Below are 21,533 nucleotides of genomic sequence, written 5' to 3'. Positions count from 1 at the left end.
GGCGGCTTCGAAACCACCTCCCGGAAATTTACTGCGTCGAAGGAGTTAGTTGTGATTGGAGAGCAAGACGTCCTTGGCTTCGTTGATCCGCGCCGCCAGGAAAGACGTGCCGCCGATGTCGGGGTGCAGGCGCTGCATCAGGCGGCGGTGCGCCTTGCGGACATCCGCCGCGGCGGCCCCCGCTTCAAGACCAAGGACCTTGTAGGCCTCCTCCTTAGTCATGGCGCCCGCACCTGGCGCAACACCCAGCCCTTCGCCACCGTTCGCCTCAGCGTCTTTGCGCCAGACGGGAAAACGGCCGTCAAGATACGTCTCTAGGAGCTGGCGGCTCTCCGGGTCGCCGGGGAGTTCGCGGTAAAGCTGCTGCAGTTCGGCCAGGCCCATAGCGCCCAACATCTTGCCTTCATGGCGGCCGGCCAGAACCAGGCCTTCAAGCCCGCCCGTATCGTGATCAAGCTCCATTTCCAGTGCAGCGGTGCGCACCGTCGAGCGCTTGCCGGGCGCCAGCCCGACCGTGGGTCGCTTCATTCGCACCGAACCATACCAGGCAAGGGCCGCGGCCAGGATGAGGCCGGCAATGCCTTCGCGCCCGACCACCAGCACGGCAAGACCGACCAGCGCCAGAAGCACCGGCCCGAGCGTGCGCATGCCGCTTGCCAGTTTTTGCGGATCGGCGCGGACGAAGATCGTCGCCGCGCCAAGCAGCACCAGAAGCAGTGCAACAAGTGCAATGATTGCGCCCATCAATTCCCGCCGCCCTTGAGATGCTCGATCATCAGCCGGTCTTCCGGCCTGCCCCTCGCCTCAAGCGCCTTCAAGCCGCCGGTCGCATAGACGGCGACGGCTGAAAGCAGTCCGGCCAGGGTCGCGGCAGCCCGCCGGTCAAATCGGAACCAAGCCCCTTTGGACAGCCGCGCGATCTCCTTGAACGCCTCTTCTGCGCCGGAATCATGACCTTCCTGGAAGACGAAGACGGGAACGCCGTGCAGGCCGAGGCTGCCGGCCTTCTGCGCCAGGTCGTCGATATCCTCTTCCATGGCGTCGCCGATATAGACCAAGGCATTGACCTTGGCTGTCGCCGTTTCCTTCAGCGCATGTGCCAACACCTTGCCGATCTGGGTGTGACCGGCGCGGCAATCGATCCGCGTCATCAACTGCTTCAAGGCATTGGTGTCGGCGACAAACGCGGATGACCGGCACTCACCCAGACCGCGAAAATAGACGAGTTGGACACTGAGGGTTCCGGCCTTGCCGACGGCATCGAACATTTCGCCCTGCAGCTTGGTGGCGAGATCCCAGGTCGGCTGGCGGCTCATCGTCGCGTCGAGCGCAAGGATCAGCCGCCCGGAGCCGGTCGCTGACGCCGCAAGCGTCCGTGCCTGACGGATAAAGGCGTCGATCTCGCCGGCATTGGATTGAGGCTTGACCGGCGCAGGACTGGCCCTCGCGGGCACGGGCTGCTTCTTGTCGCTCATGAAATTCAAGATGTGGCGTTGCGGGGCCGCTTGCAAGTCCAGCTTTGGACAAGATGAAGGGCCAGCGATCGGCCCGCGGGTGAGGCGACGCCCAGCCCTGGCGCTAGAGCAGACCGAGATCGGCGAGTTCGCGCTTCAATTTCGGCGGCATCTCGACCATTCCGGCCTTGCCCTTGCCGATATCGGCGGGCGCATCCGATGGTTTCAGGTATCGCCAGCCCTGGAAGGCACGACGTGGCTGCCAGTCGGTGCGCACGACTTCTAGGCCGAGCATCAGGCGGCAACGGCCGATTCCTTCATCGTCGGTGAAAGGGCGGATTTCGGTGATCAGCTGACGGCACTGGACGCTACCTTTGATCACCCAGTAGAGCGAGCCGCCATCGGTGACCTCGGCACCGCGCGTCGGCACCATGCGGGTGGTGTGCCAGTGTTCGGCCGGTTCGCCGGCGCGGCGTCGCTCGTCGAGGCGAAAGGCGATCCACTCTTCGAGATCCTCGACGCTGTCGCAACCGACGCACAGTTTTAGGAGATTGAGTGCCATGGCGGCAATCTAGCGGCTGCACGCCGAGCCTTCAACGCTTTGGAAGGTTTTGCACAGGCAGAGCCCGTCAGCTCACGAAGCTTGAGCCGCTGTTTTGATGGCTTCCGCAACCCATTCGTTGAGGCTCTTGTTCTCCGCCGCCGCTGCGGTCGCAGCCGCTTCATGCACACTGGGTTCTAGCCTCAAATTGAAGCGGCCGGAGAATTCACGGAAAGGCTCGATGTTCTTCTCCCTGCACAGGGTGAGGAACACCTCCAGGGATTTCGCACCCTCCACATGGAGTTGCTGGACGTCCTTGGCGTAGAAATCTGCGCCCCCGGCCAGCCCCAGAAATTCGCCCCTGAGCATTTCGATCTCCGGATCGAAAGACACCAGCGCCTTGTGACCGTCGATCTCTATGATGTTTTTCATGGTCTCACTCCATGGCTTTCCAGCCATTTCCTGATGCTCGACACTGCACCTTTGTCCGTGTCCGGTGTTGGATGTGGTCGATGAAAGACACGAACCTCCCCGAACAGAAACACACCGACGCGTGATCCTTCGCGCTCACTCACCTCGGCACCCAAGGCCACGAACAGAGCCTCAATTTCCGACCATCGGACTGTGCCGCTTACGGGACGCGCGAAAATCTGGACCAGCGTCGCTTGGTGCTTACGCTTCATGCCAATCTAGTACCACTAAATGGTATCATTTCGCAAGGATTCAATGGAAAAAATGGCCTGAGCCCGCCTTCAACATTCGACGACATTGACGGCCAGCCCGCCCAGGCTGGTTTCCTTGTACTTCTCGTTCATGTCGAGGCCGGTCTGGCGCATGGTTTCGATGGCCGCGTCGAGCGGCACGAAGTGGACGCCATCGCCCTTGATGGCCAGCGACGCGGCGGTCACCGCCTTGACGGCGCCGAGCGCATTGCGCTCGATGCAAGGCACCTGGACCAGGCCACCGACAGGATCGCAAGTCATACCGAGATGGTGTTCGAGCGCGATCTCGGCGGCGTTTTCGACCTGCTCGGGCGTGCCGCCCATGACGGCGCACAGCCCTGCCGCGGCCATTGCCGAGGCCGAACCGACCTCGCCCTGGCAGCCGACTTCGGCGCCGGAGATCGAGGCGTTGGTCTTGATGATGCCGCCGACGGCGGCGGCGGTCAGCAGGAAGTCGCGGATGCTCGGCTGGTCAGCCTCGGGATGGAAATGCAGCCAGTAGCGAAGGACTGCCGGCAGCGTGCCTGCCGCGCCGTTGGTCGGTGCGGTGACAACACGGCCACCGGCGGCGTTCTCCTCGTTCACCGCCATGGCGTAGATCGACAGCCAGTCATTGGCCAGCAAGGGGTTTGGCTTGTTCTGCTGCCACTGTTCCTGCAGCTTGTCGTGCAGCATGCGGGCACGGCGTCGTACTTTCAGCCCGCCAGGCATAATGCCGTCCTGCGACAGACCGCGGTCGATGCAGCCCTTCATGGCGCCCCAGATGGCATCGAGGCCGCTGTCTAGCTCTTCGCCCGACATTTGCGTCTCTTCGTTGACGCGCTTCATATCAGCAATGGACAGACCGCTCTTGCCCGCCATCTTCAGCATCTCGACAGCGTTCTTGAAGGGATAAGGCACTTTCTTGCCTTCGGTGGTCACCGAACCCTTCACCTTCATCCGCTGCAGCTCTTCCTCGGACACGACGAAGCCGCCGCCGATCGAATAATAGATGCGCTTGAGCAGCAGCCGGTCGCCGGCATCATAGGCGTAGAACGCCATACCGTTGGCGTGGCCGGTGAGCGGTGTTTTCCTGTCCAGCACCAGATCCGTTGCCGGATCGAAGCGGTAGGCGGGATGGCCGGGCGGCGAAATCCGCTTCTCGGCGGTGATGCGCGTGGCAATGACGTCGGCCTGATCGGGATCGACCGTTTGCGGCGTCAGGCCGGCAAGGCCAAGGATGACGGCGCGGTCCGAGCCATGGCCGATGCCGGTATACGCGAGCGAGCCGTGCAGGCTGGCGCCAATGCGATCGACCTTGACGCCGGCCGGGCGTGGCCACTCATCTCCGGCGATCTCGTCGAGAAACCGCCGCGCCGCCGTCATCGGCCCCATCGTGTGCGAACTCGACGGTCCGATGCCGATCTTGAACAGGTCGAAAACCGAAAGGAACACGCTGCGCCGTCTCCGGGAATGAGATCAAGACCTACATATAGGACTTTCCATGATGTTTGTGCTGTTTTGACAAATGCGGCGCTGCACCCGCCGACCTTGTTTGCTCCGGCAGCGACATTGATTGCTCGACCATGACGCCGCGGCTATCCTGAACAGTGCGCCCCGGGGTGCGCCGCAGCGTTGTTTCTCGTCTGCCGAGGGAGAGAGCCGTGCTTACGTTGAATGCCAGGCCGCAGCCGGTGCGCATCGCGCCTGCCGAGACCGCCGTCGTCGTAGTGGACATGCAGAATGCCTTTGCCTCGAAAGGCGGCATGTTCGACCTCGCTGGCTTCGACATATCCGGCGCCGCACCGGCAATCGACGCCAGCAAGCGCCTGCTCAAGGCAGCACGCGAGGCCGGCGTCGGCGTCATCTACCTGCAGATGTCGTACAAGCCCGATCTCAGCGATGCGGGAGACCCTTCGTCCCCGAACCATCACAAGGAACTGGGAATGGTCATGATGCGCGAGCGTCCGGAACTTGCCGGCAAACTGTTGATCGACAACAGCTGGGATTGGCAGATCGCCGACGCGCTGAAGCCGGAACCGGGCGATCAAATCATCCGCAAATCGCGCTACAGCGGCTTTTGCAACACCGGCCTGGAATCGTATCTGCGCGCCCGCAAGATCCGAAATCTGCTGTTCACCGGGGTCGCCACCAACATCTGCGTCGATGCCACCGCGCGCGACGCCTACATGCTGGAATTCTGGCCGATCCTGGTCGAGGACGCGATGAACCATTCTGGCCCCGATTTCAATCGCCAGTCGACGCTGTGGAATTTCGAACACGCCCTCGGATGGATCACCGGGACTGACAGCGTCGTCGAGGCGTTGCAGATGGAAGCCGCCGCGCCTTTGCCGGCCTGAGCCAACAGTCGAAACGGTTGGCTGGCCTGTGATAAAAGAGACGCATGGGCGATTCCTTCCATCTGTCGACAGCCGATCTCGCGGCGCTGGCCTTCTTCCTCCTTGCATGGGTGCTGCATACGCTGGCGTCCGACGGCAGACTGGTCAGCCGTGTGTCGCTGACGATGGCCATGAATGTGCAGCGCGAGGCCTGGATGCGCACCATGGCCGAGCGCGAGATCCGCATCGTCGACACCGCCATCATGAGCGGCCTGCAGCAAGGCACCGCTTTCTTCGCCTCGAGTTCGCTGATTGCGCTCGGCGGCTGCTTTGCGCTGCTCGGCGCCTCGGACCAGGTGCTTGCCGTGCTGAATGACCTGCCGTTGAATGCGACTTCGACGCGCTCGGCCTTTCAGATCAAGGTCTTCGGCCTGGTGCTGATCCTGGCCTTCGCCTTCTTCAAGTTCGGCTGGGCCTACCGCCTCTTCAATTACTGCACGATCCTGATCGGCGCGGTGCCGATCCCGCATGGCGAAGCCTCGCGCAATCCGGTCAGCGAAACGGCGGTGTGGCGCGCGGCGCGCATGAATATGCTGGCCGGCAAGCATTTCAATTCAGGCCTACGCGCCGTGTTCTTCTCCATCGGCTATCTCGGCTGGTTCGTTGACCCGATCGTGTTCGTGCTGTCGACGCTGCTGCTTCTGGCGGTGCTGGTGCGGCGCCAGTTCTTTTCCGCCGCCAGGCAAGCAGTGATCGGTCAGCCGCCTGGTCCGGGGAAAAGCTGGTCGATCCGGCCCGACAACCAATAGGCGGCAAGGCCGATCCATTCGCGGATCGCCATGGTCGTTGTCTGCAGCGAATCGGGTGCGTTGTCGCGGAACAGGCCAAAGCCTTCCTTACCCGAGGTGCGGTAGTCGACAGGCCACGCAACCGTCGCAAAACCGGCCTTGTCGAACAGCGCCTTGGCGCGCGGCATGTGGAAGGCCGAGGTCACCAGCAGCCAGGTCTCACCGGGCTTCGGCGTCACCAAACAGTTCGCCGGTACCGCCCGAGATAACCACCTTCGCCTCGGGAAAGCGCCGGGCGAGGATCGCGGTCTCAACCATGCGGTCGCCGCCGGAATTCAACTCGTAGCCGCCGCGCACCAGATTGATGGCGCCCTCGAAACCGCCGCCCAGCACGACAATGCCGTCGACCTTCTGCGGCAGCGGCGGCCTTGGGAAGCGCTCTTCGAGCGGATTGAGCATCATGGCGCCAAGCGACGTCCAGGCCGACAGTGCGAGAATCAGGAAGGCGAACACGCTGCCTGTCGCGGCCAACCGACGCCGGCCGAACGGCGCCGCGAGCAAGCCGGCCAGCAGCAGGAAGATCGCCAAATTGAGCGGCTGGACGAAGAACCAGAATATCTTGGAGAGATAGAAGAACATTGGCTTCCTATCGCAAGCTCAAATTTCGACTGCCGATAAAGTGCTCGACCGCATCCGCCACCGCCTCCGCCTCGGAACGGCTCAACTCCCTGCCGAAAACGAGGATGCCGCTGGCGTTGGTCAAGCTGATGACTTCCGACAACCCGGCTTCATCGGTTGGATAGGTATGGTCGAGGATTTCGACCCTAAGGTGCCCTTTCAAAGGCAATGACGAACGATTTCGCAAAGAACTCCTCACCGAGCGCACGGCTGCGGCGTCGGTTAGCCGCAGGGTTTCCTTGCCGAAGACCAGCCAGATGAAGTCCTTGCCGAGGAAATAGGTGAAAAGGGCAATGACCGCCAAGAACGACAGCAGGCCGAGAGTGCCGGTGGTGAGCGTTGCGGACGACGTGTCGGTCAATCCCATGTAGCCGGTGTAGGCAACGATCGCTGCCCCGATCAGCACAAAGCCTGTCCTGAAATCCGAGGTGCGGGGCGGGTTCGTGATCAGCAGTTCGTTTCCCGTCTCGACGATGGAAATGCGAGACGGGGGCGGCATGCTACCACCATTTCTCCGGCTGGAAGGTTCCCGCCGCGTGCTCGATGATTGCGGCGGTCTGGAACAGGGTTTCCTCGTCGAAAGGACGGCCGATCAGCTGCAGGCCGAGCGGCAGGCCCTTGGCGTCGAGGCCAGCGGGCACGGCAATGCCCGGCAGGCCGGCCATGTTCACGGTGACCGTGAAAATGTCGTTGAGGTACATCTTCACCGGGTCGGCAGCCATGTCCTCGTCGGCGATGCCGAAGGCGGCGGACGGCGTCGCTGGCGTCAGGATGACGTCGACACCGGCGGCAAAGACGGTCTCGAAGTCACGCTTGATCAGATTGCGCACCTTCTGTGCCTGCAGATAGTAGGCGTCATAGTAGCCGGCAGACAGCACATAGGTGCCGATCATGATGCGGCGCTTGACCTCGCGGCCGAAACCGGCGGCGCGGGTCTTTTCATACATGTCGACAATGTCCTTGCCCGGCACGCGCAGACCGTAACGGACGCCGTCATAGCGCGCGAGGTTGGACGACGCCTCGGCGGGTGCGACGATATAATAAGCCGGCAAAGCATATTTGGTGTGCGGCAATGAAATGTCGACGATCTCGGCGCCGGCATCCTTCAGCCAGGCAATGCCTTTCTGCCACAGCGCCTCGATCTCTTCCGGCATGCCGTCGACGCGGTATTCCCTGGGAATGCCGACCTTCATGCCCTTGATCGGCTTGCCGATCGCCGCCTCATAGTCCGGCACCGGCCGATCGACCGACGTGGTGTCCTTGGCATCGACCGAAGCCATCGACTTCAACAGGATCGCCGCATCGCGCACGTCTCGGGCGATCGGTCCGGCCTGATCAAGCGACGAAGCGAAGGCGACGATGCCCCAGCGCGAGCAGCGGCCATAGGTCGGCTTGATGCCGACCGTACCGGTGAAGGCGGCGGGCTGGCGGATCGAGCCACCGGTGTCGGTGGCCGTGGCACCGGCGCAGAGGAAGGCCGAGACGGCCGAAGCCGAGCCGCCCGACGAGCCGCCGGGCACCAGCTGTGCGTTGTCCAGCGTGCGCGCGGTCTTGGTGCCGCCGGCCGAAACAAAACCGCCATCGCCCTGATGCGTGGTCGGCATCACCACCGTATCAAGGCGCGAGCGCCGCCACGGATTGACGACCGGGCCGTAGTAGGAGGTTTCGTTGGACGAGCCCATGGCGAACTCATCCATGTTGAGCTTGCCCAGCATGACGGCGCCGTCGGCCCACAGATTGGCGGTGACGGTCGATTCGTAACGCGGCTTGAAGCCGTCGAGCACATGGCTGCAGGCCTGGGTGTGGACGCCTTCGGTTCCGAACAGGTCCTTGATGCCGAGCGGGATGCCTTCCAGCGCACCGCCCTCGCCCTTCGCCAGCCTGGCGTCGGAAGCCTTGGCCATATCGCGCGCCTTGTCGCCGGTGACGACAATGTAGGCATTCAACACAGGATTGGCGCGCTCTATTGCCGAGAGATAGGCCTCGGTGATCTCGGCGGCGGAGATCTCCTTGCCGCGCAGCTTGGCGCGGGCTTGCGAAATCGTCAGATGGGTCAGTTCGCTCATCAAAGGCTCTTTTCGTAAAACACCGACCACTCGGAATCGGGATAATCCAGCACAGGGCCGCAGCGCGAGAAGCCGGCGCGTTCGTAGACGGTCCAGGCAGCGGGATGACGATCGCCGGTTTCCAGCACCAGACGCTTCAGCCCTTCGCTGCGCGCCAGCGTCTCGACCTGCTCGACGATCTTGGCGCCGATCTTGCGGCCGCGATGCGAGGGCCGCGTATACATACGCTTGACCTCGCCAACGCTGGCATCATGGCGCTTCAGCGCGCCGCAGCCGATGGCAAGGCCTTCGTCGCGGGCGATGAAGACCGTGGTGTCGTCGCCCGCCATCTGCTCGACAGTCAGATGGTAGCAATGCTCCGGCGGCGTCAGTTCGAGCAGCGTCGCGTTGAGCTCTTCGACCAAAGCGCGGACATCGTCCTGCAGCGGCGTTTCGATGGCGATCTCGATTGCCATCGGCCGGCTACTCCACGACCTTCGGCACGAGGAAGAAATTCTCGTCGGTGGCCGGCGCGTTGGCGACGATGTCGGCGGCCCTGTTGCCGTCGGTGACGATGTCTTGGCGCTTCTTCATCTCCATCGGCGTCACCGAGGTCATCGGCTCGATGCCGGAGACATCGACCTCGTTCAGCTGCTCGACGAAGCCCAGAATGGCGTTCAGCTCGCCGGTCATGCGCTCGGCATCCTCCTCGCTCACCGCAATGCGGGCGAGACGCGCGACGCGCTTCACAGTCTGCAGATCAACGGACATGTCTTTAGCCTTTGGGAAAACCAGATGGCGCTATAGCGGCGCGGCGCGTGCCGCGCAACATCGATCGTGCTCAAGGCTGTACTGCGGTGCTGGCCCGGGCCTTTGGCAGACGCAACGGAAGCGGCAATTCGAACAAGCGCTCCTTGGCCGGACACATGCCGCATGCGGCTTCGTCCTCGAGGGCGGCGAAAGCGTCGAGTTCAGCGCGTGAGCAATCCGGGTCGAGCGGCTGATAGGCGAGATAGCGATCCCATTTGTCGGAAAGGCGGTATTTTGCCTTCTGCATCGGCAAATAAGCCAATGCAGCGCATTTCCAGATGCGCCCATCGAGGAGCTGCTTGCAGTGGCGGGCCGGACAGGCCTCCCAGCTGGCGCGCGGGTCGCCATCCTCGTAGGGCAGCATAGTGTCGCCAAAACCTTCGTAGCGCCGGGTCCAGTTCTTGTGCGCCGGACGCACCCTGGCGACGAAACCGTGCTCCTGCCGCCATTGTTCCAGCAAGGCGAAGACCGGTTTCAGCCGGTCGCGGTATTCCTCGGAATCATGATGCACGGAGATGACGAGGCGAGCGCCCGGATCCGCCGCAAGGACGACCGGCAGTGTCGGGTGGCGATGCAGGAAGAAGCCGTTCGAGACGATCTCGATCTGCGTGCGCGGCCAATGCCGCCGCACCAGACCGACAAATTGCGGCAGTTGCGGATGGATGGTGGGCTCACCGCCAAGCAGGGAAAACCGGGTGACCGAGACGCGCCGGCTCCACAGCTCCATCCAGCGGTCGGCATCCTCAAGCGACACCGTGCCGGCATGAGAGTGGTTGGAATAGTGCGAACAGCTTTCGCAGGCCAGGTTGCAGCCATGCGCGACATGCAGTTCAAGCTTCCGGAACACCGGCTGCTCTTCCCGCAGAAGCGATCTCACCCGTTTCAGCATCCCCATGGGATCACGCTAGCACGCGGATGTGTGCGGTGCATCATGCCGCCGGCGGCAAATTTCTGCCTATGGTAAGGACACGCCGTCGCAAAGGTAATAGCTGCCGCCATTGCCGGCCTGCTCGCCTTCGTCGGCGGTCGGGCGCACCGAAACGATGTCGATTTGCGTCGCGTTCATCTGCGTGATCGAAAGCACGTCGGGAAAGAGGAAGCCCGGCTCCTGGCAGATGGCGGTGACCGCCCAGCTCGGCGAGCGCGTCGCCTTGGTGACCTGGACGAACTCGCAATTATACTCGACGCTTTGCAGGCCGTCCGCCGACAAGATGACATTGCCGGCGTCGATCAGGGTCTGCAACGTGTCCTTTTTGGCTTGCGCGCAAAGCTCCTGGGTTTGGAGATAGACGCCCTTGATGAAGTCCTCGGCGGCCGATGCGGGCGACGCCGCAACCAGCATCGACACGCAAAGAGTCCTTCTCAAGGCCATGATTTCATTCCCTTTTGCGACAAGGGATCGTCCAAGCGATCGCTCTATAGTGTGATCGTTTGGCCGATTGCTGGCAAGGCCACGTCGACGCCAGATCCTTCGAGGCCGGTGACGAATTTTTCCGCCGTCGGGTCGATGATCGGGAAGGTGCCGAAGTGACAGGGCACGACCGTGTCGAAGTGGAAGAAGCGCCGGCAGGCAAGGGCCGCCACCGCACCGCCCATGGTAAAGCGGTCACCGACCGGCACGATGCCGATCTTCGGCTCGTGCAATTCGTTGATCAGCGCCATGTCTGAGAAGATGTCGGTGTCACCCATATGGTAGAGCGTCTTGTCCTCCGGGAAATGCAGGACCAGACCGCCGGGGTTGCCGAGATAAACGTTCTGGCCACCATCGAGGCCGAACGACGAGGAGTGCAGCGCCTGGACGAAGGTGGTGGTGAAGGCGCCGCAATCGACGGTGCCGCCGAGATTGCCGGGATTGATTTTGTTGCCGTCGACGCCCTTGCCGACCAGGTACATGCAGATCTCGAAATTGGCGACCAGCTGGGCACCGCTCTTCTTCAGCACCTCCACCGCGCCGCTGACATGGTCATTGTGGCCGTGGGTCAAAAGGACATGGGTGACGCCCTCCGCCGGCCCCTCCCAGCCACCCGTCCATGACGGATTGCCGATGAGATAGGGGTCGATGAGGATGGTCGCGCCTGATGTCTCGATGCGAAAGGCCGAATGTCCGTACCAGGTCAATTTCATCAATCGTGTTCCTCGATTTTGGTTGCGCCGGAAGATAGAACGCCGGCTGCGAAATTAAAGTGACATAGTACGCTCGCGGTTCAAAAGAACGTGTCACGCTCGTTGTGACGGTAAGACTGGGTCACGGTAAAACTGGTTTTGGGGAAAGCCGTTGGGCATCATAGCAATCGAGGATCTGCCGGCACGCCTGGAAGGCGGCAGGACGCTGGCCGGGCTCGACCTCGGCGACAAGACGATCGGCGTCGCTGTTTCCGACCGCGGCCTGTCTTTCGCGCATCCGCGCCCGGTGATCCTGCGCAAGAAATTTTCGCTGGATGCGGCAGCGCTGCTTGCCCAATTGCAGAAGGACAATGTCGGCGCATTTGTGCTCGGCCTGCCCATCAACATGGATGGGTCGGAAGGTCCGCGCGCCCAGAAATCCCGCGCCTTCGTGCGCAACATGGCTGGGATGACCGACCTGCCCTTCGTGCTGTGGGACGAGCGGCTGTCGACGGTCGCGGCCGAGCGGACGCTGATCGAGATGGATTTCTCGCGCCGAAAGCGCGCCGGCAAGATCGATTCGGCGGCGGCGGCCTTTATTCTGCAGGGAGTTCTGGACCGGCTCCAGTCGCTTGGCTCATCCGATCGGACGGAACCGAATTCCCCACCTTCCGCCTGATCCAGGCGGCGATTTTGCGTCGGCGGCGGAACGCCCACAGCGCCATCAGCAGGAAGCCGTCAAAGACGCAGGCCCTTGCCACCATACCCGGAATGATCGCCGGATCGATGCCCAGCATCTGGCCGTAGAGCTGGAACACGACATCATGCAGCTGCCGGCTGAGCATAACGTAGCCGAAATTGATGTCGTTGAGCGACAGGAAGAACCAGCCCCAGAACAGAGCGAGCGGGGCGGCCCACAATGCGAACAGCGTACGCATCAGTGACCGTCCCTGCGGCTGGAGCCGCCTCTGTGGCCACCATCTCTGGGGCCACCATCTCTGGGACCGCCATCTCTGGGACCGCCATCTCTGGGACCAATGTCGGGCCGGCCGGAAATACGCGACAGCAAGGATCCGTGCGCGGCGCCTTGTGCCATCGCATGCGCCGTGGCGCGGCTCTCGGCCTCCCGCGAAACCGCGCCGGCGAAAACCGATCTCCGCTCGGCAAGCATGGCGACGTAGGAGGCCAGAAGTGCCGCCAGTTGCACGGCAACAACCATGAACAGGCCGTTGATGCCTTGCGCGGCGCCGCCGATCAGGATGAGCGACAGGACGGCGGATGCGGAAATAAAGGCGGTCCGCGCCACGCTGTCGGCACCGTCGGGGCTCGCTGCGGCGTTAACCAAACTCTCGACGAAGACCCAGCAAAACAGCACCGCGACGACCAGCAGCGCAATGGCCAGCGGCGCCACGACGGCAGCATTGTCGAGATCGACCGGAAGGGTGTTTTCCATGACGACGCCAAGTACCCCCAGAGCGCCCGCAACGCCGCGGTTTCCATCCATACAGATGAACGCCAGCAGGGCGAAAACCACCGCCCAGTGCAAGGCCAGAAAAGAGGTCAAAATAGCACGCATGGCATTCCTGCTTTAGTGACAAAGACAGTGGGCTTTGCGGCCCGCCGCTGCAACGGAAACCATTTGTTAAGGTTAACGTCCATCCACAGGCGGCAGTAAATTCGTGGTGAAAAGCTGTGCAGCCGGCTTCAGTTGACCGGCGGATAGAGGGTGTCGATGATCATGCGCGCATCGTGGCGCGAATCGAGCATGCCGTAGGTGTTGCGCCACTGGCCGGCGAGCCGCGTCTCGACGAAGGCATCGGCGATCCGCCCTGCCCCCAGCCGGCGCAATTCCGCCGCCGCCGCCGACAGCGCCAGTTGTTCGGTGAGCAGACGGGCTGACCCCTCATCGGTGCCGGCAACCTGCATGGCTGCCTTGAGCACGCCGATAGTGCCGCGTCCGCCGGCGCCGAGATCGCGGTCGATGCCGGCCAGCACCTCCTCGAACAGGCCGGGCGCGCGGCCAAGCACACGCAGCACGTCGAGCGCCATGACATTGCCCGACCCTTCCCAGATCGCATTGACCGGGGCTTCGCGATAGTAGCGGGCGAGCGGCGCCTCCTCGACATAGCCATTGCCGCCAAGGCATTCCATCGCCTCATAGAGCAGCGGCGGCGCGATCTTGCACACCCAGTATTTGACGACCGGGGTCATGGCGCGGGCAAAGGCCGCCTCGCCGCGATCGCTGGCCGCCTCGTCGAAGGAACGCGCCAGCCGGAACGAAAGTGCTGTGGCGGCGGCGACATCGAGCGCCATGTCGGCCAGCACGCGCTGCATCAGGGGCTGTTCGATCAGCGTCGAGCCGAACACCTGGCGGTGGCGGGTGTGATGGACGGCCTCGGCAAGGCCAGCACGCATGATCGCCGACGAGGCGACGGCACAGTCGAGCCGGGTCAGCGTGACCATGTCCATGATCGTCTTCACGCCGGCGCCGGGCTCGCCGACCATCTCGCCGATGGCATTGACGAACTCCACCTCCGAGGACGCGTTGGAACGGTTGCCGAGCTTGTCCTTCAGCCGCTGGAAACGGAAACCGTTGCCGGAGCCGTCGCCGAGGATGCGCGGCACGAGAAAGCAGGAAAGCCCTTCCGGCGCTTGCCCAAGCGCGAGAAAAGCATCCGACATCGGCGCCGACATGAACCATTTGTGGCCGGTGAGGCGATAAAAGCCGCTGCCGGCGCGCTCGGCCCGTGTGGTGTTGGCGCGCACGTCGGTGCCACCCTGCTTTTCGGTCATGCCCATGCCGAGCGTCAGCCCGGTCTTTTCGACCGGCGGCTTCTGGCTCTGGTCGTATTTGCGCGTCGTCACGCGCGGCGCCCATTCGCGAAACAGCTTTGGGCTGGCCATCAGGGCGGCCAGCGAAGCGCTGGTCATGGTGATGGGGCAGAGATGCCCGGTCTCGAGTTCGGCGGTCAGATAGAAACGCGCGGCGCGCACCTGATGGCGACGGCCGATCTCGTTGTCGCCATTCTCCCAGATCGAGGAATGCAGGCCGCCGGCAACCGAGCGGCGCATCAGCGCGTGATAGGCCGGGTGGAACTCGACCTGGTCGATGCGCCGGCCCTGGCGGTCATGGGTGCGGAGCTTCGGCGTCTCGACATTGGCGAGGCGCGCCAGCTCCTGCGCCTCCTGCGTCAGGACGAACCGGCCAAGCCCGTCGAGATCCTTGCGCACCGGATCGGAAAAACGCTCGGCGAGCTGGATCAGCAACGGATCGCCCCGCCAGGCGTTGCCGCCCGTCAGCGGCGGCGGCTGGTTGGTCACGTCGTCGGTCACGCCCGATCCTTCTGAAGGTAGAATGGCCTTATCGCTACAAAGGCTTCGAATCCGAGCCATCGGCTAGATATAGCCCAAGCCGGCCGGCGCGCGCGACGAAAATACCGGGGAGAAAGGCCGCAATCCGAAGCTGGCGCTTGCGGCAGGGAATTCTCCCCCCTATAGCAGCGCCTTGAGATGACCGACGCTTCGTCCCTGCCGCTTTATCCTCACCGCCATCTTCTGGGCATCCGCGATCTTTCCCCCGGTGATATCGAGCTTTTGCTCGACCGGGCCGATCGCGCAGTCGCGATTTCCCGGCAGTCGGAGAAAAAAACCTCGACGCTGCGCGGCCGCACTCAGATCAACCTTTTCTACGAAGCATCGACCCGCACGCAGTCGTCGTTCGAACTGGCCGGCAAACGGCTCGGCGCCGACGTCATGAACATGTCGGTGGCGAGCTCGTCGGTGAAGAAGGGCGAGACGCTGATCGACACGGCAATGACGCTGAACGCGATGCGGCCCGACATCCTCATTATCCGCCACCAGTCGGCGGGTGCTGCCGCGCTGCTGGCGCAAAAGGTCGGCTGCTCGGTGGTCAATGCCGGCGACGGCGCGCACGAACATCCGACACAGGCGCTGCTTGACGCGCTGACCATCCGCCGTGCCAAAGGACCGCTGTCGAAGCTGATCGTGGCGATCTGCGGCGACATTCTGCATTCGCGCGTCGCGCGCTCCAACATCATGCTCCTCAACGCGCTCGGCGCGCAGGTGCGGGTCGTGGCACCCTCGACGCTGTTGCCGTCCGGCATCGAGAAAATGGGCGTCATCGTCTCGCGCTCTATGGCCGAAGGGCTGAAGGGAGCCGACGTGGTGATGATGCTGCGCCTGCAGCGCGAGCGCATGGAAGGCGCCTTCGTGCCTTCGGTGCGCGAATATTTCCGCTATTTCGGGCTCGATGCCGAGAAGCTGAAGGCGGCCAAGGACGGCGCGCTGGTCATGCATCCCGGACCGATGAACCGAGGCGTCGAGATCGCGTCGGAAATCGCCGACGGCCCGCAAAGCGTTATCCAGGAACAGGTCGAGATGGGTGTTGCCGTGCGCATGGCGGTGATGGAAGCGCTGCTCGACCCGCGCCGCAACGAGGGTCGCGGCGCATGAGCACGACGGTCTTTGAGCGCGCCCGCATCGTCGATCCGTCACGCGGCATCGACGAGACCGGCACCGTTATCGTCGAGGGGAAGAAAATCGTTGCGGCTGGCAAGGCTGCCCTGAACCAGGGCGCGCCGGCCGGAGCCACAGTCGTCGACTGCGCCGGCAAGGCGATCATCCCCGGCCTGATCGATGCGCGCGTGTTCATCGGCGAGCCAGGCGGCGAACACCGCGAGACCATCGCTTCGGCAAGCATTGCGGCGGCGGCCGGCGGCGTCACCTCCGTCGTCATGATGCCCGACACCGACCCGGTGATCGACAATGTCGCGCTGGTGGAATTCGTGCTGCGCACCGCGCGGGACACGGCAATCGTCAACATCTTCCCGGCCGCGGCGATCACCAAGGGCCTTGCCGGCCGCGAGATGACCGAGTTCGGGCTGCTGCGCGAGGCCGGCGCGGTCGCCTTCACCGATGGCCGCCACACAATATCCAGCGCGTTGGTGATGCGCCGGGCGCTGACCTATGCCCGCGATTTCGGCGGCGTCATCGCGCATGAGACGCAGGATGGCGACCTCGCCTCGGCCGGCGTCATGAATGAGGGCCTCTATGCCAGCTGGCTCGGCCTTGCCGGCATTCCGCGCGAGGCCGAGTCCATTCCACTGGAGCGCGACCTGGCGCTGGCCAGGCTGACGCGCGGCGCCTACCACGCAGCCAAGATCTCGACAGAAATGGCCGCGCAAGCGGTGGCGCGGGCGAAAGCCGACCAGGCCAATGTCACGGCGGGCGTTGCGATCCACAATCTGTCGCTCAACGAGAACGATGTCGGGGAATACCGCACCTTCTTCCGGCTGACGCCGCCTTTGCGCGCCGAGGAAGACCGGCTGGCGATGATCGAGGCGGTCAAGGACGGCACGATCGACATCATCGTCTCCTCGCACGACCCGCAGGATGTCGACACCAAGCGCCTGCCCTTCGCCGATGCCGCTGCCGGCGCGATCGGGCTGGAGACTCTGCTGGGCGCAGCGCTGCGCCTCTACCACAATGGCGATTTGCCATTACTCAGACTGGTCGAGACACTGTCCACGGCGCCGGCCAAACTGTTCGGCCTGCCCGGCGGCAGTCTGAAGCCCGGCGCGCCGGCCGATCTCGCGGTCATCGATCTCGAAGAGCCCTGGATCGTCAGCGAAAGCGGCATCCGCTCGCGCTCGAAAAACACCTGTTTCGAAGGCGCGCGGCTGCAAGGCATGGTCTTGCAAACGCTGGTGGCGGGCCGCACAGTGTTTTCAGCCTAGAGCGATCGCGGCATATTGCACGCCTATCAGCTGCGAGAGAAATGCGGGGGGAAACAATGAGTTACAACGTCATCCTGGCATTGCTGTTCGGCTATCTCCTAGGCTCGATTCCCTTCGGCCTGCTGATCACCCGCGCCGCCGGTCTGGGCGATGTGCGCAAGATCGGCTCCGGCAATATCGGCGCCACCAATGTGCTGCGCACCGGCAACAAGGGCCTCGCCGCCGCGACGCTGGTGCTCGACGCGCTGAAGGGTACGGCGGCGGTGATGATTGCGCGCCATTTTGGGCACGACTTCGGACTGTGGGCCGGTCTTGGACTTTGGGCAGGTCTTGGCGCCTTTCTTGGCCATCTGTTTCCGGTCTGGCTCGTGTTCAAAGGCGGCAAGGGCGTGGCCACCTATCTCGGCGTGCTGATCGCGCTGGGCTGGCATGTGGCGCTGATCTTTATCGTCGTCTGGCTGGCGATGGCCTTCCTGTTTCGCTATTCCTCGCTGGCGGCGCTTGCGGCGGCGGTCATCGTGCCGATAGCGCTTTATTTCTGGAGCACACCGGAGACCGCCGGGCTGTTCCTGGTGATGAGCCTGATCGTCATCTTCAAACATCGCGCCAACATTTCGCGCCTGCTTGCCGGCACCGAGGGCAAGATCGGAGCCAAGGGTTGAGCAAGCCCGCCGCCGGGCCGCGCCTCAGCGACCGGCAGCGGCTGAGCTGGTTGCGTCTGATCCGCACGCAAAATGTCGGCCCGGCCTCGTTTCGCGAACTGATCAACCGTTTCGGTTCGGCTGAGGCGGCGCTTGAGATGTTGCCCGAGCTGATGATTTCGGGCGGCGCCAGGAAGATCGTTCGCATTCCCTCCGAGGCCGAGGCAGAAGCAGAACTGGAAGCGGCCGGCGTCGCCGGCGCCCGCTTCGTCGGCATTGGCGAGGCGGACTATCCGCCGATGCTCAAGAATATGGACAATCCGCCGCCGCTGATTGCCATGAAAGGCGAGGCTGCGGTGTTCCGCCTGCCGGCGGTCGCCATTGTCGGCGCCCGCAACGCATCGCTCGCCGGGATCAAGATGGCGCGCATGCTGGCGGCGGATCTTGGCCGCGACGGCTACGCCATCGTCTCAGGCCTGGCGCGCGGCATCGACACGGCGGCACATCAGGGCAGCCTTGCGACAGGCACGATTGGGGTGCTGGCCGGCGGGCTCGATGTTCCCTACCCGCCTGAAAATGCCGGTCTCACCAATGACATCGCCGAACGCGGCGGCGCCGTCATTTCGGAAATGCCGTTCGGCTGGCAGCCGCGGGCGCAGGATTTTCCGCGCCGCAACCGGCTTGTCGCGGGTGCGGCCCTCGGACTGGTGGTGATCGAAGCGGCGCAACGCTCCGGCTCGCTGATCAGCGCGCGCCTAGCCGGCGAAATGGGCCGGCTGGTCTTTGCCGTGCCGGGTTCGCCGCTCGATCCGCGTTGCGCCGGCTCCAACGGCCTGCTCAAGGATGGCGCCATGCTTGTCACCGAAGCGGCTGATGTTTCCGGAGCGATCGCGCCTCTGGCCGGCAAGCGGACGCCAAGGGCTGTGCCCTCGCCACCGGAAAAGCTGCCCGATCTATCGGCAACGCCGCCGCCCGGCGAGGACGAGCGTGCCGGCGTGCTCGAAGCGCTCGGACCAACGCCCGTGGCGGTGGACGAGATCATCCGCCACACCGGCCTCAATGCCGCGCAGGTGTCCATGGTGCTTTTGGAACTCGACCTCGCCGGCCGCATCGAGCGCCACGCCGGCGGCAACGTCTCGCTGGTTTCGTGAAAGCCCCTGAATTCTGTGGCTTACCGGAACAGATACTTCGACACCTCCGGGTTGCCGCGGCGCCACATCACGTTGTCCAGAAAGTAGTGATGCACGTTGATGAAGATCAGCACGATGAAGAAGAACAGCGATGAACCGAGGACTTGCCGGTCGTACGGGATCAAAGCCGTCAGCGCCGATGGGATCAGCCAGAAGCCGAGATAGCCGAGGGCGGTGCCGCCGACGATAAAGCCGAGGAGCCGAAACCTGTAGAGGGGGCCGAGAAAGGACAGGACCTTGGGCTGCGGATCGCTTTCGGCATCGGAGCTGTCGCGCTCGACATTGGTCTGATAGCGCCAGACCACGGCGAGATACTGCAGCGAGTGAAGCGCTGGCACGATCAGCAGCCAGAGCGGGTTTATTCTGGCAATCAGGATCCAAAGATAGAGCGACGCGACATAGGCCACCAGGCCGTTATAGGGCAGACCGCCGCCGTTCTTTCGCCAGCGATTGACCAGCATCAAAAGCGTGGCCGCCGTCGACGCAACGGCCGCCAGCAGGGCAATGTCGGTGACCCAGGAAGGGGCTGCGAATGTGTAGTAGTCGAGGCCGTAATATTTGCCCTGGGTGACTGCCGTATTCGTCTGCAGCCATGCCAGGATCCACACGGCATAGGAGTTGACCAGCAGCACCTTCTTGTCGCGATCGTCGAAGAATTTGCGCTTGAGTACCGCATCCACCATCAGCATGCCGTAGCCCTGCTTGACGTAGTGCCAGCCGACGAAAAAGAACATGGCGTTGGTTGCATAGCCGAGCAGGCGCGTGTTCGCCGCCGCTGCGCCATAGGCAAAGAATCCAGCCATGACCAACGGCACGACAATGCCCGCGAAGATGTAGCGGAGCTGCAGGCTCCTGTCGTAGCCGCTGCCAGATACCTTGCGCCCGAAATTGCGATAGAAAAGTTGGTAGGAGTGGGCGAAGTGGGGATAGTTCACGAGATAGGCCACGAAGACCATCGTTGCGGCAACCGGACCCTCGTACTCGAGCGGAACGAGAAACAGCACCGGCAAAATGAGAAACGCGCTGCCGCCCAGCATGAGGAAATCGGCGACCGGGCCGTACAGGTATTTTTGAGGTGTCGCCGCCTTAGGGGCTACAGCATCCGCCGAAAGCTGAAGTGTCATGGTTGAACCCTCCCCTGGGAAGGTTGAGTTTAGCCCGCGACGGGTTTGGCGACAAGGTTGGAAGCTGCGCTCTGGGCCGACGCAAGCACAGCGCGATTGGATTCCGACCCATGACCTACTGATTGAAAGTCAGGGCCTCAACGGTAAACGAATGCAAGCACTACGACTTCAACACCGCGAGCGGCAAGGCGATCACTCGCCAGCCATGGGCCTGAAGGGCTCAAGCGGCTCGCAGCAGACGAGAAGGACGCTGCCGACACATTCAGGCGGGTTGAAGGTGTCCGACCGAGTGCTCGCGCATCCTCAAGACGAGCAGGCGCGTGGCTGCGAATGGCGCCATGACGACAAACGCCATCGTGACACTGACGAAAACCGACAAGAGACAAATCCCGCCGGGGACGGAGCAAACTGTTTCCATGAACTACACCCCTTTCCACCGTTAACCTGGTGGCCTCCCCCGCACGTCTGTAAGCATGCTCCCGCTTCAAGAGAAATACAAGCATGTGCTAATAGACAGGGACCGGAAGCGGTTTCTCGGGAGGGATCAGGTGAGCTTTCTTCGTCCTAGGCCAAAGCCCAAAAAGGCATACCCCAACAGCGACCGCTTCGCGGAGGATGGTCGGCGCATTTACAGCGCCTACGAGGCCACGACAGTGGCTGGCCCTCGGCGCAAAGTGTGGGCGAAGCGTATTCGGATCGCGGCGATCGTGATTGCAGTGATCGCCGTGGTGCTGGCGGCCATCGTCATCAGCGTCTTGCCGCATTAGCCGCGCCCCAATGCGTGACAACGACCTTGCAGAGCGCCCTGGCAAGGGTTGGACGGCCCCACCGGCAAGGTCCGGGTGAGCACGATACGAAAAGGCTGGCGGGCGCACGGGCGTCGTACAGGTGCCAGGCAACGGCCAACGGCAGCGCGCTCCGGCGGGCCACAGGAAACCAATTCAAGGCTCAATCGTTCATTTAGGGTATGGCGCTAATCGGGAGTGCGCATGAACCCTCGCGAAAACTCTGTTTCTCCGTTTGAGGAGGAACAATACCAAGCCAGACATGCAAAGAACGCACGCCTCAGAGAGCTTCGATCTCATGCGTCTTGGCTGGCTTTCGACCCTCATGCCCAGTTTCATGATGAGGTAGACCTCTCAGCCATTTTCGAGGAAGGCGCGTTGCGCAAACGCTTATAGAGCGGGCAAGTCCCAGGGACTTCAGTCGTAATTGAGTCATTCCTAATATGCCTATAGCTTAGGCAGTGCGGGGGACCCCCGAAATCCAAACCCGCAATGGCCGGTGCGCCTCGCTTGCCCAAGCAACCCCCCGCACCGGCCATTTCTAATTTCTGGGGGCCTATGGCTGAGGAAGTGTCGCG

The 21,533-nt window shown here is 63.2% G+C and carries 25 protein-coding genes and 1 pseudogene; 8 read left to right on the top strand and 18 right to left on the bottom strand.

The window, feature by feature from the left end:
* Positions 1 to 45 precede the first annotated feature (45 nt).
* From AC1D1B_RS18070 to AC1D1B_RS18045, 6 genes are all read right to left on the bottom strand, one after another.
* On the bottom strand, positions 46 to 744 hold the full coding sequence (locus AC1D1B_RS18070; RefSeq protein ID WP_477266698.1) for a DnaJ domain-containing protein: 699 nt from the start codon (positions 742 to 744) through the stop codon (positions 46 to 48).
* Complete coding sequence (locus AC1D1B_RS18065; protein WP_477333811.1) at positions 744 to 1,475, bottom strand: vWA domain-containing protein; 732 nt, start codon at positions 1,473 to 1,475, stop codon at positions 744 to 746. Before AC1D1B_RS18065 ends, AC1D1B_RS18070 begins: the two co-directional genes overlap by 1 nt.
* A 103-nt stretch (positions 1,476 to 1,578) precedes the next feature.
* Entirely contained in the window at positions 1,579 to 2,016 is a 438-nt protein-coding gene (locus AC1D1B_RS18060; RefSeq protein WP_477333810.1) for a DUF1489 family protein, read from the bottom strand.
* Between the two features lie 72 nt (positions 2,017 to 2,088).
* Positions 2,089 to 2,427 (bottom strand): type II toxin-antitoxin system HicB family antitoxin, encoded by a 339-nt coding sequence (locus tag AC1D1B_RS18055; protein ID WP_477333809.1) that lies wholly within the window; start codon positions 2,425 to 2,427, stop codon positions 2,089 to 2,091.
* Positions 2,424 to 2,678: a type II toxin-antitoxin system HicA family toxin gene (locus tag AC1D1B_RS18050; protein WP_477333808.1), complete on the bottom strand. Its 255-nt coding sequence runs from the start codon at positions 2,676 to 2,678 to the stop codon at positions 2,424 to 2,426. The genes AC1D1B_RS18055 and AC1D1B_RS18050 overlap by 4 nt, the downstream gene beginning before the upstream one ends.
* A 69-nt stretch (positions 2,679 to 2,747) precedes the next feature.
* On the bottom strand, positions 2,748 to 4,151 hold the full coding sequence (locus tag AC1D1B_RS18045) for an L-serine ammonia-lyase (protein ID WP_477333807.1): 1,404 nt from the start codon (positions 4,149 to 4,151) through the stop codon (positions 2,748 to 2,750).
* 209 nt (positions 4,152 to 4,360) lie between these two features.
* Between AC1D1B_RS18045 and AC1D1B_RS18040 the strand changes: the two genes are divergently transcribed.
* Both AC1D1B_RS18040 and AC1D1B_RS18035 read left to right on the top strand, forming a co-directional pair.
* Positions 4,361 to 5,056: a cysteine hydrolase family protein gene (locus AC1D1B_RS18040; protein WP_477333806.1), complete on the top strand. Its 696-nt coding sequence runs from the start codon at positions 4,361 to 4,363 to the stop codon at positions 5,054 to 5,056.
* A 44-nt stretch (positions 5,057 to 5,100) separates the two neighbouring features.
* Positions 5,101 to 5,844, top strand: coding sequence for a DUF599 domain-containing protein (locus AC1D1B_RS18035; protein ID WP_477333805.1), 744 nt, complete (start codon positions 5,101 to 5,103; stop codon positions 5,842 to 5,844).
* Here the strand turns inward: AC1D1B_RS18035 and AC1D1B_RS18030 are convergent.
* The 8 genes and pseudogenes from AC1D1B_RS18030 to AC1D1B_RS17995 all read right to left on the bottom strand — a co-directional run bounded on the left by AC1D1B_RS18030 (position 5,793) and on the right by AC1D1B_RS17995 (position 11,480).
* Positions 5,793 to 6,462: pseudogene (locus tag AC1D1B_RS18030) on the bottom strand (YdcF family protein). The gene AC1D1B_RS18035 and the pseudogene AC1D1B_RS18030 overlap by 52 nt on opposite strands.
* 7 nt (positions 6,463 to 6,469) lie before the next feature.
* Positions 6,470 to 6,907, bottom strand: a complete 438-nt coding sequence (locus tag AC1D1B_RS18025; RefSeq protein ID WP_477333804.1) for a hypothetical protein — start codon at positions 6,905 to 6,907, stop codon at positions 6,470 to 6,472.
* Between the two features lie 94 nt (positions 6,908 to 7,001).
* Positions 7,002 to 8,567: an amidase gene (locus AC1D1B_RS18020; RefSeq protein ID WP_477333803.1), complete on the bottom strand. Its 1,566-nt coding sequence runs from the start codon at positions 8,565 to 8,567 to the stop codon at positions 7,002 to 7,004.
* Positions 8,567 to 9,022 carry a GNAT family N-acetyltransferase gene (locus tag AC1D1B_RS18015; protein ID WP_477333802.1) on the bottom strand — a complete coding sequence of 152 codons (456 nt, stop codon included), beginning with the start codon at positions 9,020 to 9,022 and terminating at the stop codon, positions 8,567 to 8,569. Before AC1D1B_RS18015 ends, AC1D1B_RS18020 begins: the two co-directional genes overlap by 1 nt.
* A 7-nt stretch (positions 9,023 to 9,029) precedes the next feature.
* The gene (gatC, locus tag AC1D1B_RS18010; protein WP_477333801.1) at positions 9,030 to 9,317 is read right to left on the bottom strand and encodes an Asp-tRNA(Asn)/Glu-tRNA(Gln) amidotransferase subunit GatC; all 288 of its coding nucleotides are present in this window, start codon (positions 9,315 to 9,317) and stop codon (positions 9,030 to 9,032) included.
* A 70-nt stretch (positions 9,318 to 9,387) separates the two neighbouring features.
* Positions 9,388 to 10,233, bottom strand: coding sequence for a radical SAM protein (locus AC1D1B_RS18005; RefSeq protein WP_477333800.1), 846 nt, complete (start codon positions 10,231 to 10,233; stop codon positions 9,388 to 9,390).
* A 78-nt stretch (positions 10,234 to 10,311) separates the two neighbouring features.
* Positions 10,312 to 10,728, bottom strand: coding sequence for a hypothetical protein (locus AC1D1B_RS18000; protein ID WP_477333799.1), 417 nt, complete (start codon positions 10,726 to 10,728; stop codon positions 10,312 to 10,314).
* A gap of 44 nt (positions 10,729 to 10,772) precedes the next feature.
* Positions 10,773 to 11,480: a metal-dependent hydrolase gene (locus AC1D1B_RS17995; RefSeq protein ID WP_477333798.1), complete on the bottom strand. Its 708-nt coding sequence runs from the start codon at positions 11,478 to 11,480 to the stop codon at positions 10,773 to 10,775.
* 151 nt (positions 11,481 to 11,631) lie between these two features.
* On the opposite strand from AC1D1B_RS17995, the gene ruvX reads away from it, so the two are divergent.
* Positions 11,632 to 12,138 carry a Holliday junction resolvase RuvX gene (gene ruvX, locus AC1D1B_RS17990; protein WP_477333797.1) on the top strand — a complete coding sequence of 169 codons (507 nt, stop codon included), beginning with the start codon at positions 11,632 to 11,634 and terminating at the stop codon, positions 12,136 to 12,138.
* Here the strand turns inward: ruvX and AC1D1B_RS17985 are convergent.
* The 3 genes from AC1D1B_RS17985 to AC1D1B_RS17975 form a co-directional block, all read right to left on the bottom strand.
* Positions 12,056 to 12,397 carry a DUF6105 family protein gene (locus AC1D1B_RS17985; RefSeq protein WP_477333796.1) on the bottom strand — a complete coding sequence of 114 codons (342 nt, stop codon included), beginning with the start codon at positions 12,395 to 12,397 and terminating at the stop codon, positions 12,056 to 12,058. The genes ruvX and AC1D1B_RS17985 overlap by 83 nt on opposite strands.
* The gene (locus tag AC1D1B_RS17980) at positions 12,397 to 13,035 is read right to left on the bottom strand and encodes a hypothetical protein (protein WP_477333795.1); all 639 of its coding nucleotides are present in this window, start codon (positions 13,033 to 13,035) and stop codon (positions 12,397 to 12,399) included. The genes AC1D1B_RS17985 and AC1D1B_RS17980 overlap by 1 nt, the downstream gene beginning before the upstream one ends.
* A gap of 128 nt (positions 13,036 to 13,163) precedes the next feature.
* Positions 13,164 to 14,792 carry a DNA alkylation response protein gene (locus tag AC1D1B_RS17975; RefSeq protein ID WP_477333794.1) on the bottom strand — a complete coding sequence of 543 codons (1,629 nt, stop codon included), beginning with the start codon at positions 14,790 to 14,792 and terminating at the stop codon, positions 13,164 to 13,166.
* 177 nt (positions 14,793 to 14,969) lie between these two features.
* On the opposite strand from AC1D1B_RS17975, the gene AC1D1B_RS17970 reads away from it, so the two are divergent.
* The 4 genes from AC1D1B_RS17970 to dprA are packed head-to-tail and all read left to right on the top strand — an operon-like array spanning position 14,970 to position 19,007.
* The gene (locus AC1D1B_RS17970; RefSeq protein ID WP_477333793.1) at positions 14,970 to 15,932 is read left to right on the top strand and encodes an aspartate carbamoyltransferase catalytic subunit; all 963 of its coding nucleotides are present in this window, start codon (positions 14,970 to 14,972) and stop codon (positions 15,930 to 15,932) included.
* Complete coding sequence (locus tag AC1D1B_RS17965; RefSeq protein ID WP_477333792.1) at positions 15,929 to 17,215, top strand: dihydroorotase; 1,287 nt, start codon at positions 15,929 to 15,931, stop codon at positions 17,213 to 17,215. Before AC1D1B_RS17970 ends, AC1D1B_RS17965 begins: the two co-directional genes overlap by 4 nt.
* 56 nt (positions 17,216 to 17,271) lie before the next feature.
* Positions 17,272 to 17,877: a glycerol-3-phosphate 1-O-acyltransferase PlsY gene (plsY, locus tag AC1D1B_RS17960; RefSeq protein ID WP_477333791.1), complete on the top strand. Its 606-nt coding sequence runs from the start codon at positions 17,272 to 17,274 to the stop codon at positions 17,875 to 17,877.
* A complete protein-coding gene (dprA, locus tag AC1D1B_RS17955; protein WP_477333790.1) occupies positions 17,874 to 19,007 on the top strand; it encodes a DNA-processing protein DprA in 1,134 nt (377 codons plus the stop codon). Before plsY ends, dprA begins: the two co-directional genes overlap by 4 nt.
* Before the next feature lie 20 nt (positions 19,008 to 19,027).
* Here dprA and AC1D1B_RS17950 read toward each other — a convergent pair whose 3' ends face one another.
* On the bottom strand, positions 19,028 to 20,170 hold the full coding sequence (locus AC1D1B_RS17950; protein ID WP_477333789.1) for a hypothetical protein: 1,143 nt from the start codon (positions 20,168 to 20,170) through the stop codon (positions 19,028 to 19,030).
* A gap of 548 nt (positions 20,171 to 20,718) precedes the next feature.
* On the opposite strand from AC1D1B_RS17950, the gene AC1D1B_RS17945 reads away from it, so the two are divergent.
* Positions 20,719 to 20,937 carry a hypothetical protein gene (locus AC1D1B_RS17945; RefSeq protein WP_477333788.1) on the top strand — a complete coding sequence of 73 codons (219 nt, stop codon included), beginning with the start codon at positions 20,719 to 20,721 and terminating at the stop codon, positions 20,935 to 20,937.
* Positions 20,938 to 21,533: the final 596 nt, after the last annotated feature.

The organism is Mesorhizobium sp. P2_C5_2 (genome assembly GCF_056404535.1).
This window is presented reverse-complemented; position numbering and strand designations above follow the sequence as displayed.

Bases quoted from the DNA above. Each gene is read 5' to 3' on its own strand.
- AC1D1B_RS18070 (WP_477266698.1), bottom strand. From the start codon at position 744: ATGGGCGCAATCATTGCACTTGTTGCACTGCTTCTGGTGCTGCTTGGC.
- AC1D1B_RS18065 (WP_477333811.1), bottom strand. From the start codon at position 1,475: ATGAGCGACAAGAAGCAGCCCGTGCCCGCGAGGGCCAGTCCTGCGCCG.
- AC1D1B_RS18060 (WP_477333810.1), bottom strand. From the start codon at position 2,016: ATGGCACTCAATCTCCTAAAACTGTGCGTCGGTTGCGACAGCGTCGAG.
- AC1D1B_RS18055 (WP_477333809.1), bottom strand. From the start codon at position 2,427: ATGAAAAACATCATAGAGATCGACGGTCACAAGGCGCTGGTGTCTTTC.
- AC1D1B_RS18050 (WP_477333808.1), bottom strand. From the start codon at position 2,678: ATGAAGCGTAAGCACCAAGCGACGCTGGTCCAGATTTTCGCGCGTCCC.
- AC1D1B_RS18035 (WP_477333805.1), top strand. From the start codon at position 5,101: ATGGGCGATTCCTTCCATCTGTCGACAGCCGATCTCGCGGCGCTGGCC.
- AC1D1B_RS18020 (WP_477333803.1), bottom strand. From the start codon at position 8,567: ATGAGCGAACTGACCCATCTGACGATTTCGCAAGCCCGCGCCAAGCTG.
- AC1D1B_RS18015 (WP_477333802.1), bottom strand. From the start codon at position 9,022: ATGGCAATCGAGATCGCCATCGAAACGCCGCTGCAGGACGATGTCCGC.
- gatC (WP_477333801.1), bottom strand. From the start codon at position 9,317: ATGTCCGTTGATCTGCAGACTGTGAAGCGCGTCGCGCGTCTCGCCCGC.
- AC1D1B_RS18000 (WP_477333799.1), bottom strand. From the start codon at position 10,728: ATGGCCTTGAGAAGGACTCTTTGCGTGTCGATGCTGGTTGCGGCGTCG.
- AC1D1B_RS17995 (WP_477333798.1), bottom strand. From the start codon at position 11,480: ATGAAATTGACCTGGTACGGACATTCGGCCTTTCGCATCGAGACATCA.
- AC1D1B_RS17985 (WP_477333796.1), bottom strand. From the start codon at position 12,397: ATGCGTACGCTGTTCGCATTGTGGGCCGCCCCGCTCGCTCTGTTCTGG.
- AC1D1B_RS17980 (WP_477333795.1), bottom strand. From the start codon at position 13,035: ATGCGTGCTATTTTGACCTCTTTTCTGGCCTTGCACTGGGCGGTGGTT.
- AC1D1B_RS17970 (WP_477333793.1), top strand. From the start codon at position 14,970: ATGACCGACGCTTCGTCCCTGCCGCTTTATCCTCACCGCCATCTTCTG.
- AC1D1B_RS17965 (WP_477333792.1), top strand. From the start codon at position 15,929: ATGAGCACGACGGTCTTTGAGCGCGCCCGCATCGTCGATCCGTCACGC.
- plsY (WP_477333791.1), top strand. From the start codon at position 17,272: ATGAGTTACAACGTCATCCTGGCATTGCTGTTCGGCTATCTCCTAGGC.
- AC1D1B_RS17950 (WP_477333789.1), bottom strand. From the start codon at position 20,170: ATGACACTTCAGCTTTCGGCGGATGCTGTAGCCCCTAAGGCGGCGACA.